9 protein-coding genes are annotated in these 13,873 nt (G+C 64.3%); all 9 read left to right on the plus strand.

What is annotated here, in order from left to right; all coding sequences use genetic code 11:
• Positions 1 to 109 precede the first annotated feature (109 nt).
• The 9 genes from bcsN to FNA67_RS07880 all read left to right on the plus strand — a co-directional run bounded on the left by bcsN (position 110) and on the right by FNA67_RS07880 (position 13,816).
• A complete protein-coding gene (gene bcsN, locus FNA67_RS07840) occupies positions 110 to 994 on the plus strand; it encodes a cellulose biosynthesis protein BcsN (RefSeq protein WP_170267244.1) in 885 nt (294 codons plus the stop codon).
• A gap of 57 nt (positions 995 to 1,051) precedes the next feature.
• Positions 1,052 to 3,190 (plus strand): UDP-forming cellulose synthase catalytic subunit, encoded by a 2,139-nt coding sequence (gene bcsA, locus FNA67_RS07845; protein WP_371874380.1) that lies wholly within the window; start codon positions 1,052 to 1,054, stop codon positions 3,188 to 3,190.
• A complete protein-coding gene (locus tag FNA67_RS07850) occupies positions 3,190 to 5,484 on the plus strand; it encodes a cellulose biosynthesis cyclic di-GMP-binding regulatory protein BcsB (protein WP_147655649.1) in 2,295 nt (764 codons plus the stop codon). Before bcsA ends, FNA67_RS07850 begins: the two co-directional genes overlap by 1 nt.
• Before the next feature lie 29 nt (positions 5,485 to 5,513).
• Complete coding sequence (locus FNA67_RS07855) at positions 5,514 to 6,542, plus strand: glycosyl hydrolase family 8 (RefSeq protein WP_244616533.1); 1,029 nt, start codon at positions 5,514 to 5,516, stop codon at positions 6,540 to 6,542.
• On the plus strand, positions 6,539 to 8,536 hold the full coding sequence (locus FNA67_RS07860) for a tetratricopeptide repeat protein (RefSeq protein WP_147655651.1): 1,998 nt from the start codon (positions 6,539 to 6,541) through the stop codon (positions 8,534 to 8,536). Before FNA67_RS07855 ends, FNA67_RS07860 begins: the two co-directional genes overlap by 4 nt.
• 63 nt (positions 8,537 to 8,599) lie before the next feature.
• Positions 8,600 to 9,994: an aminotransferase-like domain-containing protein gene (locus tag FNA67_RS07865; RefSeq protein ID WP_147655652.1), complete on the plus strand. Its 1,395-nt coding sequence runs from the start codon at positions 8,600 to 8,602 to the stop codon at positions 9,992 to 9,994.
• A gap of 96 nt (positions 9,995 to 10,090) precedes the next feature.
• Complete coding sequence (locus FNA67_RS07870; RefSeq protein ID WP_147655653.1) at positions 10,091 to 10,525, plus strand: DUF983 domain-containing protein; 435 nt, start codon at positions 10,091 to 10,093, stop codon at positions 10,523 to 10,525.
• Positions 10,526 to 10,843: 318 nt separating this feature from the next.
• Complete coding sequence (locus FNA67_RS07875) at positions 10,844 to 12,037, plus strand: ROK family transcriptional regulator (protein ID WP_147655654.1); 1,194 nt, start codon at positions 10,844 to 10,846, stop codon at positions 12,035 to 12,037.
• Positions 12,038 to 12,178: 141 nt separating this feature from the next.
• Positions 12,179 to 13,816, plus strand: coding sequence for an ABC transporter substrate-binding protein (locus tag FNA67_RS07880; RefSeq protein WP_170267246.1), 1,638 nt, complete (start codon positions 12,179 to 12,181; stop codon positions 13,814 to 13,816).
• The last annotated feature ends 57 nt before the right edge of the window (positions 13,817 to 13,873 follow it).

The following is a 13,873-nucleotide window of genomic DNA, read 5'->3' on the forward strand; positions in this document are numbered from 1 at the left end:
AAAATCGGCTTGCCCCGTTCCGGTTGCGTTTGCGCGATTGCTCCAAAAACTTCTTACTAGCAGAGGACTTTGCTGCCCTTCGTCGATGAGCCGAAAGGACTGTGTTGCGTTGTTCCTGAAGCGTTCTCGCCTGTTCGAGTTGGCCTGCTTCGCCTGTGCTTGCCTCTTCCTTGCCGGTTGCAGCCAACAACCTCCGCTCGAGCCACGTCCGGCCCAGACCATAGCTCCCACCCAGGCCTTCATCTTTCCCCCGCCCGGCGGGCCCGGCATCGTGGGGGTGATCGAAACGACGTTCGCCAATGCCTATCGCCAGGAGATCGCGCTGGCCACCGAGGCGCGGACACCGGGCGAAAACAAGATCACCGTGACGATCTTCAAGGCCAAGGGTGGCGACGGCAATTTCGGGACCCTGCCGGATACGCCCCTGGTCGAAATCGACCTGATGAACGAAGCCCGCGCCGCCTGGCCGCAGGCCAACATGAAGCGTTCTCCCTTCTATGTGCAGAATGACTACGGCCCCTTCGGCTACGCGGTGGGCAGGGCTCCGACGGGCGACACCTGCGTCTATGCCTGGCAGCGGATCGACCCCTCCCGCAAACCTTCGGGCGGGATCGACCGTGGTGCGATCGCCGTCCGCCTCCAGCTCTGCGACAAGAACCGCAGCGAGGAATCGCTTCTCGGCGTCATGTACCAATTGCGCATCAACGGCGGCGTCTTCGAGCCCTGGCGGGCGCCCGCCCAGATCGGCCGGATATTCGTTCCAATCAAGCCCTATGGCGTCGAGGGCTTCGCAACGGTTGCTCAACCATCACAGGCGAACGCAAAGAAGCCGGCGCAACCCACTGTCACAAAAGCCGTTGTTCCCACACCGCCCCCAGGTGCGCCCATTGTGCCCGCGCCAGGGGCGGTGAATTCCGGTCCCATAGTCCCGGCTCCCCCCGGGAGCAGCGGTTCGAAAGTCATCGTCCCACCACCGCCAGTTGCGGCAAACTGAGGAGGAGGCGCAGTGCTCAAGACCCTGACGGTCCTAGGTTGGATTCTGGCCACCGTCATGATGGTGGCCGTCATCACTTTGCCGGTGAGCCTGCAGGTGCACCTGGTGACCGCCGTGATCTTCATCTTCCTGATGAGCCTCATCAAGGTCTTCAGGCTCGGGGGAATATGGCGCCTGCTGCTCCTGGCCCTGGGCACCGCGATCGTGCTTCGCTACGCCTATTGGCGCACGACCAGCACGCTTCCCCCTATTCAGCAATGGGGCGACTTCATCCCCGGCTTCCTGCTCTACCTTGCCGAGCTCTACTGCATATTGATGCTGGGCCTGAGCCTGTTCGTGGTTTCGAGCCCGCTCCCGTCGCGCAAGTCGACCCGGCTCCATCCCAACGAGCGCGTGCCGACCGTCGATGTCTTCGTGCCCACCTACAACGAAGACTACGACCTGTTGGCCGGCACGTTATCAGCCGCCCGGGCGATGGATTATCCGCCCGACAAGGTCACTGTCTGGCTCCTCGACGATGGCGGCACCGAGGAAAAGCGCAATTCGGAGAACCCGGACGCCGCCGACGCCGCCCGGGAGCGCTTCGAGAAACTCAACGCCCTCTGCAACGACCTTGGCGTGCGCTATCTCACGCGTGCGCGCAACGAGCACGCCAAGGCCGGCAACCTTAACAACGGGCTCGAGCACTCTCGCGGTGAACTGGTCGCCGTTTTCGATGCCGACCACGCCCCGGCACGCGACTTCCTGCAGGAGACCGTGCCGCATTTCGGCAGGGATGACCGGTTATTTCTCGTTCAGACGCCGCACTTCTTCCTCAATCCCGATCCGCTGGAGCGCAACCTGCGCACATTCGAGCGCATGCCATCCGAGAATGAGATGTTCTACGGCGTGATCCAGCGCGGCCTGGACAAATGGAACGCGGCGTTCTTCTGCGGTTCGGCTGCGCTGCTGCGACGCGATGCGCTCATAGCGGGCAACGGCTTTTCCGGCCGCAGCATTACCGAGGACTGCGAAACCGCCATCGACCTGCACGCGAAGGGCTGGAACAGCATCTATGTCGACAAGCCCCTGATTGCCGGGCTTCAGCCGGCTACCTTTGCCAGCTTCATCGGGCAGCGCACGCGCTGGGCGCAGGGGATGATGCAGATCCTGATCTTCAACTTCCCGTTGTTCAAACGGGGCCTGAGCATCTCACAGCGCATCTGCTACCTGTCGAGCACGCTCTTTTGGTTGTTCCCGTTCACGCGGCTGATCTTTCTCTTCGCCCCGTTCTGCTACCTGTTCTTCAATCTGGAGATATTCACAGCGTCGGGTGGCGAGTTCGTCGCCTACACGATGACCTATGTGCTGGTGAACCTGGTCATGCAGAACTCGCTGTTCGGGCGGTGGCGCTGGCCGTGGATCTCCGAGCTTTACGAATACATCCAATCCGTCCACCTGGCGCCGGCACTCATCTCGGTGCTCCGCAATCCCAGCAAGCCGACCTTCAAGGTGACGGCCAAGGATGAATCGGTCGATGAATCGCGGCTGTCCGAGCTCGCGCGCCCCTTCTACATCATCTTCCTGCTGCTGCTCGTCGCGGTCGGATTCACTATCTACAAGGTGATCGCCGAGCCCTACCGCGCCGAAATCACCATGGTCGTGGGCGGTTGGAACATCTTCAATCTCATCCTGGCCGGCTGCGCCCTCGGCGTGGTTTCGGAGCGCCGCGAGGCGCGGACCAGCCGGCGCGTCGCGGTCGAACGGCGTTGCGAAGTGCAGTTGCCCGACGGCAATTGGGCCAAAGGAGCGATCGTGGACGTCTCCAGCGGCGGCATGGGCATTCGCCTGCAGGGAAATGTCGCCGAACTGCCGCGCGGAGGAAATAGTCGTGTCCGCTTCACGCCGCTGACCGCGCTCGAGGACAACCAGCTCGACATCTACATCCGCAACGTGAGCGCCGGCAGCAAGCAGACCATGGTCGGTGCCCGGTTCCGGCCAGAACGGGCCCAGGACTACCGGCTTATCGCCGATCTCCTCTATGCCAACTCGTCGGTCTGGGAGACCCAGCAACGCAGTCGCCAGGTCAATATCGGTGTCATCGCCGGGACGCTGCAGTTCCTGGGGACGGCTTTCTACCAGACCGGGCGCGGACTGGGCTACCTGATGCGCTTCTCGGGAGGCTTCCGCCGCAAACCGCAGCAGGAGTCCAACTGATGCAGTGGAGGCACGTGCGTGGCGTCGTCCTGGCATTCTGGGCGATGGCGGCCTGGCCGGCATCCGCCCAGCAACCCCAGCCGTTCGACATGTCGCCCGAGCGCCAGACGGAGTCTCCGGCCGCGACGCAACCGCCACCGGCCCCCGAGCCGCCGGCAACCATCGAACCGCAGGCGCCCCAGGCCACGCCGGCTCCCGAGCCGCCGCCCGTAAGCCCGGTCCGCTATCTCATTCCCTTTGACACCCTCCAACTGACCGGGGAGACCGCGCGGCAGGGCATGACCGTCTTCCTGACCGATGACGAGGCCCAGGCCCCCGTTGCGCTCAATGTCGGCTATCTCAACGCGGTGGTCGCAGCACCGGAGGCTTCCGAACTGCGCGTCGACATAAACGGCACCAACGTGCTGGCGGCGCCGATTTCATCATCCGCAGCCACGACCGACGTCAGGATCGATGTCCCCGCCGGGACACTGCGCCCGGGCCCGAACCTTGTGGAATTCTCGGCTGTACAGCGGCACCGTACCGATTGCTCGGTGGCCTCGACCTATGAGCTTTGGACGCGGATCGATCCTTCGCGGACGTTTCTCTCTTTTGGCACGCCCGGTGCGGGATCGGTCTCGCGCCTCGCCGACCTTGCGGCGACAGGGTTCGATGACGTGGGGGAAACGGTGCTGCATCTGGTCGCGCCTGACCTCGAGCGACCCGAGGCCAGGCAGGCAGCCCTGGCGCTCGCGCAGGCGCTCGGCCTGGCGCTTCGCGTTCCGGATACAACGGTTGAGATCGCCGATGGAATTGCCGCGCCGGCACCGGGCGCGCTCAACGTGGTGCTGGCGACGGCCGATGCCTTGCCGGCAGAGGTGGCTTCACTCGGCATCGAGGCCAAGGCCGGTCCCGTCGCCGCCTTTGCCAAGGTCGGGGATACGAACGTGCTGGTTGTCTCGGGGCCAGACTGGGCAGGCGTGGATCTGGCGGTCCGGAGCATTGGCGGCGAGAACGGGTCCAACCCCGGCTTCCTGAGGTCGCGCGCCGACCTGGCCTACCCGATCCCGCTTGTGACCGGTTCGACCGAAATAGCCCTGGCCGATCTCGGTGTGCAGACCAGCGAGTTCAACGGCCGCCGCTTTACTACCTCGTTCGAGTTCGCGCTGCCGTCGGACTTCTATTCCAACATGTTTGGTCAGGCGACGCTGCTGCTCAACGCCGCCTATTCGAGCGACGTTCTTCCCGAGAGCCAGTTCAACATCTACGTCAACGGCCAGATCGCGTCCTCCACGCCGGTGTTGCGAACCGAGCGCGGCTTTTCTCGCGACACGCCCATCAAGATACCGATGACGAACTTTCGGGCCGGCCGGAACCGGGTCGATATCGAAGTGCTGCTTCATACCGCTGCCGACGAGGCCTGCCCGCCGGGCCTCACGCAGACGGCTCCAAACCGGTTCCTGCTATCGGCCAACAGCCGTCTCCAGATCCCCAATTTCGGTCGCATCGCGGTCGCGCCGGACCTGGCTGCCTTCGCCGGCACCGGCGCGCCCTATGTCGGTGCCAGCCCCCAGCCTGTGGTGGTGGCGGCGGGGCAGGACACGCTCGCCTCGGGGCTCACCTGGTTGACGCGGGTGGCGGTAGCGGCAGGCGAAGCCGTTCCCGTGATCGTGGTGCCGCCCGAACAATTGAACCCAGCCGCGAACGCGCTGGTCGTTTCGCCGCTGCCGGTATTGGGCGCGCAGACGGCTATCCGCAGCGGGGTGGCCCAAAGCAATGGGCCCGGACGGGGCGGGGTAGGTGATGATGCACTGCTCGACAGTTTCAGGAGTGCCTCGGGCAACGGCGGTCCCTTTGAAGGGATTGCCGATTGGCTTGCCCGGCAGTTCGACCTGCAGCCGCAGGATTTCTGGCCGGTCCATCCCAACGACGCCGACTTCGTGCCGAAATCGGCCGATGCCGTCATCATGTCCCAGGTGCATCAACCCGAAGGGGGGATATGGACCTACCTAACGATCCCCGACGAGAAGTTCTTTCTTGATGGGACGCGCAGGCTCGTTCGGACAGACAACTGGCGGGCCATTGCCGGCCGCATCAGCACCCTTGGCGCGGCCGATGCTGCCGTGACGACCGTTCGGCCCAATAACAAGACCCTCATCGCCACCCAGCCGCCATCCCTCGCCAACTATCGCCTGATTGCGGCCAACTGGCTTTCAGCAAACGTCATGGAGTTCACCCTGCTGCTCGCCGGCCTCGCCGTATTGCTCACTCTCGCCACCTGGGCGCTTCTCAAGACTGTGGGACGCAAGGGATGAGGTGGCTTTGGTGGCTCGCGGGTGCAGCGATGGCTTGCGTGACGGCGACCGGCCTGGCGGCGTCGCCGGCAGAGCCGACCATCACCGCCCAGGAGTGGCAGACTTATCGCAACCACTTCGTCAGCGCCGAGGGGCGTGTGGTGGATAACGGCAATAACAACCTCAGCCACAGCGAGGGCCAGGGCTATGGCCTGCTGCTCGCCGTGCTTGCCCAGGACCGCCCGACCTTCGAGGCGATCTGGTCGTTCACCCGCACCGAACTGATGGTGCGCGACGACGGACTGGCGGCGTGGCGCTGGGAGGAAGACAAGTCCCCGCACGTCACCGATACCAACAACGCGAGCGACGGAGACATCCTGATCGCCTATGCGCTCGCAATGGCGGGCGAGGCCTGGAATGAACCCGAAAAGACCGACGCTGCCAGGCGGATCGTTGAGAGCCTGGGGCGCGAGATGCTCGTGGAGGTTCGCGGCAACATGCTGGTCCTGCCGGGCAAGGACGGTTTCTCGGCAACGCAGCGACCTGACGGCCCTGTGGTCAATCCGTCCTACTGGATCTTCGAGGCGGCGCCGGTCTTCGCGGGCCTCACGCCCCAGATTGCGTGGGCGAGGATTGCCGAGGACGAGATGAAGGTTCTCGCCCTGGCTGGAGAAAACGCCGCCGGCCTGCCGCCCGACTGGGTTTCGCTGTCCTCCCGCAAGCCCAAGCCAGCCGAGGGCTTTCCGCCGGAATTCGGTTACAACAATATCCGCATCCCGCTCTACCTGATGCGTTCCGGTGCTGGCCCTGAGCGCCTTGCGCCTTACATCCGCATGGTCGGCGAGGACGGCCTGCTGCGGGTCGACGTGACGACGGGCGAGGCCAAGGAGCACCTGACCGAGCCCGGCTACAGGATCATCGGCGCGGCCTTGAACTGCGTGCTGACGGGAGAGCCGGTTCCCGCCGATTTGCAGGCCTTTTCTCCGACGAGCTATTTTGCCGCCACGCTGCAGCTGTTGACGCTCGATTTCCTGCGCCGGGATGCACCAATGTGTCTGGAGGGAGGGACTGCACGATGAAGGCACTGCTTCGTTTGCTTGTCTTGGCGATGCTTCTAGGGCAGGCCTCCACCGCAACGGCCCAGGCCCCTGCGGCTTCGGGCGAGACGGCTGCGCCGGCGCCGACCGCGCAGACAGGCACGCCCGACGAGACCGCCCTCAGATACTTCGCGCGCCAGGGCGATACCAAGCGCGTGGAGGCTGAGATAGCCCGCCTCAAGGCGCTCTATCCCGACTGGCAGCCGCCCGCCAACCTGCTGGCCAACGACTACACGCCGGACCCCGCCATCGAGCACATCTGGGAGCTCTATGGACAGGGCGATTTCGCCGGGGCCCGGGCGGCCATCGCCGCCAAGCAGAGCGCCGATCCTGCTTTCACGCCCAGCGAAGACCTGCTCCACAGCCTCGATGTGGGGGAGGCGGGCGTCAGGCTGCGCAACGCTTCCGACGCCGCACAGTACGAAACCGTCGTCTCCATTGCCGCCCAGACGCCTGAGCTTTTGACATGCGCCAGCGTGGACAACCTCTGGCGAGTTGCCGAGGCCTTCATCAAGACAGACAAGACGCCGCGGGGCCTAGACGCCTATAAATATATCCTGACCAACTGCACCGACCCTCAGATTCGCCTGGCCACGGTGCAGAAGGCGATGTCGCTCCTGCCGCGGGCCGACCTCGACCCGCTCCTCGCACTGGAACGGCCCGGGCCAGATGGCGCGGGAGAGTTCACCCCGATCCGTCTCGATCTCGCACGCGACGCCATTGCCGAGGTCTTGACCGGAAAGGTCGGCAAAGCCAGCGATGCCGACGTGAGCCTGCTCGAAAGCAGCGCCCGGCAGACCAAGGTACCCGACGATCTCCGCCTGCTCGGCTGGTATGCCCTGAACCAGAAGAAGCCGGCCGACGGTCGCGACTGGTTCGAAATGGCGACGGCCGCCGACCCGGGCGCGCTTTCCGCTCACGGGCTCGCCGTCGCTCTGCTCGATCTCGACCGCCCCGGCGAAGCCGAGCAGGCGCTCGCCGCCTATAGCGGCGACAGCGAAGAACTCACCAGCCTCTACCTCACGGCTGCCTCTGCCCTCCTGGCGCAGGATCCGCGCCCGGAACTCAAACCCGAGGTGCTCGATCGCATCGTCCAGGAGACCATGGCTGCGCATAATGCCAAGGCGGCGCAGGAACTGGGCTGGTATGCCTATGCGTTCGAACAGCCTCAGACTGCCGCGCAATGGTTCAAGCTTGCGACCACCTGGGATCCTCAGGACGAACCGTCCGCCTACGGCCTTCTGGTCGCGAGCGACGCTCTCAAGGACACGCAGACCGTACGCGAGATCAAGTCGCAGTGGTCTGCGAAGTCGGCGCGTATCGCCAATTTCGGTCAGGCGACCGGCAAGCGAAGCGAGATAACGCCGACCGCATCGCCCGCGGAGGCGCCTGCGCCCAAAGTCGCCGTGACGTCCACCCCGCCACCGGCATCGGCACGCTCAAGCAGCCGATCGTGTGCCACCTTCGTTTCCCCAGGGAGCCTTTCAGCAAGTCAGGCCCTCGCGCGTGGCTGGTGCCTGATGGACCTCGAGAGGCCTGCCGATGCCGTTGCCAATTTCGCGCGGGCCCTCGAGTCGTCGGCCGGCCAGGTGCGGAGCGATGCCGCCTATGGGCAAGCTCTGGCTTATATCCGGCTCGGGTTGCCAGATTACGCCATGGTGGCGGCTGCGGCCGCCCCGCTCACCCAGAAGCGCATCAACGAACTCCAGATCGCAATCCACACCAAGGCCGCCCTGGCGGCCTACGAGATCGGTGACTACAAGAATGCGCTTCGGGCGCTGGATGAGCGCGCCCGGTATGCGCCCGAACAGAACGACTTGCTGACGCTACGCGCGTGGTCCTACTACCACCTGCGCCGCTATCGAGAGGCGCAACAGATCTTCGCAGCCGTGGCGGCGACGGGATATCAGGATGCTGTCGCCGGTCTGGATGCCGCCCAGACCGCCCTCCGCATCCAGTCGGAACGCGGCTTCTAGGAACCCCGAACAGCTGTTTGACTAAGTGGTATCCATACACTATCCATACAGATAGTGACGTGGATGGACAAAGTGGCACGCTCGAAAATCCCCTCCTGGCAGCCGAAGATCGATCGCGACGAGGGTCCGATGTACCTCGCAATTGCCGACGCACTTGCCGCGGACATCGCCAGCGGCGCGCTGGCGCCCGGTGCCGCGTTGCCCTCCCAACGGGCGCTGGCCTCGGCTCTGGGCGTCGACTTCACCACGATCAGCCGTGCCTATAACCATGCCCGCGATCGGGGGCTCATAGAAGGGCGCGCGGGGCAGGGTACCTTTGTGCGCATGCGTGGCGTGTCACGCCAGCAATCGGCCCTCACGGGCGTCGACATGAGCATGAACCTGCCGCCCTTGTTCGACGATCAGGCGCTGGCGGCGAGAATGTGGCGCGAGATCGCCGATATCGAGCAAACCGGCGGATTGCCCCTGCTGCTGCGGTACCAGGAGGCTGGCGGCGGAATGGAGGATCGCGCTGCGGGAGGCGAGTGGCTGGCTTCAAGGATCGGCGCCGTCGAGCCCGGGCGCGTTATCGTCACGGCCGGCGCGCAGGGCGCGTTGGCGGCAATCATGGGGACGCTTGCCGCAGCGGGCGAGGCGATCTGCGTGGAAGAACTGACATATCCCGGGCTGCGCGCCTTGGCGGCCTTCACGGGGGTGCGCCTCGTTCCCCTAAGCATGGATGGAGAAGGGTTGCTTCCGGATGCCTTCGAAAGGGCTTGCCGGGCAGAGAAGCCCAAGGCGCTCTATTGCATGCCCACGATCCACAACCCCACTACCGCGAACATGCCGCTGGAGCGCCGCGAAGCCATCGCCGCGATTGCCCGCGCCCATGGGGTTCCGATCATCGAAGACGACGCCTACGGGATGCTGCCGGTCAGTGGTGAGCCGACATTGGCCAAACTCGCGCCCGACTTGGTGTACTACGTGGGAGGCGTAGCCAAGACGCTGTCGCCGGCATTGCGCATTGCTTACCTCGTGGCTCCCGATCTGCGCGCCGCCTCGCGCCTCGTCGGCGGCGTGAGGGCAACGACCCTGATGGCTTCGCCGCTCTCGACCGCCATTGCGACGCGCTGGATAACGAGCGGCACGGCCCAAGGCGTCCTGAGTGCCATCCGCCGTGCGACTGACGAGCGCAACCGGTTGGCCCGTCGGCTGCTCCCCGGCGCTATCATGAACGACGCCGGCTTCCACGCATGGTTGCCTCTCGGCCATGGCTGGCAACGCGGGGCTTTCGTTTCCCACCTGCGCAACGCCGGCATCGGCGTTGTCGCCAGCGATGCATTCGCGGTTGGCGCTGCGACGGAGGCTGTACGTCTTAGCCTGGGAAGCGCTGGAACTGTGGCCGACCTGGAGCGCAGCCTGAATGTAATCGCCGATCTGCTCGATAACCCTGGCCCGCTCTCCGAAATGATCGTCTAGCGCTGACGTGCTTGCATACGGCGCCTGTATTCTATACATACAATAGCAATAGTGTATGCGTATGTGTATAAACTGTATGTATAGCAGGAGAAGGCGATGACGACGCTTGTGTCCGAGGAGACCCATTTCGACAGCGAGCCCCGACCCATCTGGCCGGCCATGCTCAACGGCATGCGCTGCCGCTGTCCGCGTTGCGGGAAGGGGCGGCTTCTGCACAGCTATCTCAAGGTGAACGACCGCTGCTCGGAATGTGGCGAGGAGTTCTTCCACCACAGGGCCGACGATCTGCCGCCTTATGTGGCCATCATGATCGTTGGCCACATCCTGGTGACCATAATGTTCCACATGGAGACGATCGGGGCGGGGAGTCCCTTCGTCTACCTGGCGGTATTCGTGCCGCTTTCCATCATCATGCCACTTGCGATGCTGCCTTCGATCAAAGGGGCGGTCGTAGGGCTGCAATGGTCTCGGCGCATGCATGGATTCGCAGGGGCTGGCCGGATGGAGAGTAAGCCGGAGTTGACCCAATGAACCCTACCGAATTGTGGATCATCGCGGGTATCGTCGCTCTCTTCGTGGCCCTGCTGACGGCTATCGGGTGGGGGATGCTCCAAACGCGCGGGCTGGATCGCCCTGCGATCGACCGCGGGCCAATCACTGATTGATTGAGCCGCGGAGGCGCCCATCTGGTGCTCCCCTGGATAATCAGCTCTTGCTATTGAACGCTCCGGTCGCACAGGCCGGGGCGTTTTTCACATCGTGCATGGGCTTGCCCGATACCCATTGACATCGGGAAGGAGTCGTCCTCACATAGACTGTAAGGAAAGTTACCAGACAGTCGTGAGCCGCATGGAAGTCTTGGCCGGAAGCCCCCGTCTTCTACGAAATCTCAATGAGAAAGCTGTGCTGGAGCGCCTGCTCGACCAGGGCTCGCTGACCCGCATGGAACTCGAGGCCTTCACCGGCCTCTCCAAGCCGGCCGTCTCAGACCTGCTGCGCCGCCTCGAAAGCGCTGGGCTGATCCGCAAGGATGGCGAGAAGGCGGGAACCTATGGTCCCAAGGCGGGGCTGTGGTCGCTCGAGCCGCGCTCTGCCTGCGTGGCGGGTGTCGGGGTTACTCCCCATGGTCTCAACGTTGCGGTCGCGGACATCACCGGCAATCTACTGGCCGAAGTCCACTCGCCCAAGAAGCCATCCGAGCTCTACCAGGCCGGCCCAGAGCTCCATCGCGTGATCGATGAAGCGACCCGGGCGGCAGGCATATCGATCAAGAACCTGGACCAGGTCGTGGTCGGGCTGCCCGGCATCGTCGATATCCAGACAGGTCACCTTCGCAAGGGCCAGCAACTGCGGAACTGGGAGGGTTTCGATATCCCGGCCTCCCTCATGTCTTCGCTCGGACACAACCACGTCGTCGTGGAAAATGACGTCAACCTGGTCGCGCTGGAAGAAATGGCGGTTGGAGCTGCCAAGGGCGTCCAGACCTTCGTGCTCTTCTGGGTCGGGGAGGGCGTCGGCGGCGCTCTCGTGCAGGCAGGTCGGCTGGTGCGGGGCACGACCGGGAGCGCCGGTGAACTTGGCGGCGCTATCGTGCCCGAGCGGATCGCGGCGCCCGGGGAACCGGTCAGGGTTACGCTGCTTGAAAACCTGCTTTCGGTCGAAGGCATCGAAGCGCTGCTGGCCGAGCACGGCCTGGCGGGCGGCGACCATGCGGAGGCGGTGGCCCGGGCGGTCAAGGCGGCCGAGCAGCACGCGGCGTTCATCGAAGAGCTCGCCTATCGCTTTGCGGTGGGCCTTGCCGGCGCGATCGGTATTCTGGATCCCGACATGGTGGTGCTGGCCGGCGACATTGGCCAGGGAGGCGGACGGGTCCTTGCGCAGCGCGTCAGTGCGCTGCTGGCCCGGCTTCCGATCGCATTACCCCAAATCGTCCCGACTGCGGTCAGCGAGAACGCCGTTCGCGCCGGGGCTATCGAACTCGCGCTCGAATACACACGCGAGCGAGTGTTCACGGGAGGCAGCGCGGCACGCGGCCTCCCGTGAGGAACTACGCCTGACAGTTGAAAAATGACGACAAACGAGTCCCAGGAGGACAACATGCATAAGGCGAGTAGCAGCACAAGACGCCGGGGCGGTATCTCCGGCGTGTTGGAGGGAATTCGGACAGGCTTTCTGGCAACGGCGATGGGCGCGGCCCTGCTTTCGGGCACACTCGTTACCGCCCAGCCGGCGTTAGCCGAAGTCCCGCTCGATCAGCTGGTTCGCATCGTGGCGGAAGGCGGCAGCAGCTTCACCCGCACCTTCAATCCGTTTTCGCCCACCACGCGATGGGTCAGCCTGCGTACGATGTACGAGCCACTGATGATCCAGAACTACGCCACGGGAAAGCTCGATCCGTGGCTGGGGACGGACTACAAGTGGTCCGACGACGCCCTGAGCCTCACAGTGACGTTGCGCAACGACGTCAAGTGGTCCGATGGGCAGCCCTTCACCGCCGACGATGTGGTCTTCACCTTCAACCTGATGCGCGACAATCCCGGTCTCATCGGGCCGGCATCGGGGGCGTTCGGGCAATATCTCAAATCCGTCGAGGCGGTCGATCCGACTACGGTCAAGTTCACGTTCTCGACGACCTATACACCCGGCCTCTATTCGCTCGTCGACCAGTTCATCGTTCCCGAGCACGTCTGGAAGGATGTGAAGGATCCGGTGACGTTCGAGAATGCCGACCCGGTCGGGACCGGCCCCTTCACCACAATCGACGCCTTCGGTACGGACCGCTACCAGGTCACGCAGAACCCGAACTACTGGCAGCCACTCAAGATCCAGGGCGTCTTCGTCCAGGGCTTCAACGGCAACGACCAGGTGAGCGCCGCCGTTCTTTCGGGCAATATCGACTGGGGTGGACTGGTTCCCGATCCGGACACCACCTTCGTGCCTCTCGATCCTGAGCATTTCGGCTACTGGTGGCCGCGCACGTCCGTCGTGTTGCTTCAGGCCAACACCACCGATCCCAGCCTGGGCGACGTCAATGTCCGCAAGGCCATCAGCATGGCGCTCGATCGGCAGCGCATGATCAACACGGGTGTGTGGGGTAAGTCCGTGCCGGCCAACGCCACCGGCCTGCCGGAAGCCCCGTTCAAGGATTGGCTTGATGCCAAGGTAATCGCGGATGGGCAGGGCTGGGTGAGCATGGATCCCGATGCCGCCAACAAGCTGCTCGACGATTCCAGCTATGCCAAAGGCCCCGACGGCATCCGTGTCGGCAAGGATGGCAAGCCGCTCAAGTACGATATCATCGTTCCCTCGGGGTGGAACGACTGGGTTTCTGCCTCCCAGATCGTCGCGGAAAACCTCAAGGATATCGGCATCGACGTTACCTTGCGCACGACGACCGCGGATAGTTGGACCAACTCGACCTTCACCGGTCAGTTCCAGCTCTCGCTTGGCACCGCCCAGCGCACGGCAACCCCGTTCGAGTTCTACCGCAACAACATGGCGACGACTTCGGTCAAGCCCGTCGGCACGGCCTCCCCGAACAACCAGCAACGCTATGGCGATCCGAAGGTCGATGAGCTGCTCTCCAAGTTTGCGGCTTCGACCGACGCGAGCGAGCAAAAGGCGATCATCGCTGAGCTCGAGGGCATGTTCTCGCAGGCAGCGCCCGCCATCCCGCTCTACGAACAGCCCGATTGGGGACTCTATAACACCCGGCGCTTCACCGGCTTCCCCAATGAGAAAGACCCCTACGCGCCGCTCAGCCTGCAGATGACCAACGGTCCGCTGCTCGTCTGGCCGCATCTCGAACGTCGCGCCGAGTAGGCACGGCTCGGGGGCTCCCGTCCGTCCCTTCGGATGGGAGCCTCCGCTCACGGGAGG

It is taken from the genome of Youhaiella tibetensis, assembly GCF_008000755.1.
Taxonomy (GTDB): Bacteria; Pseudomonadota; Alphaproteobacteria; order Rhizobiales; family Devosiaceae; genus Paradevosia; species Paradevosia tibetensis.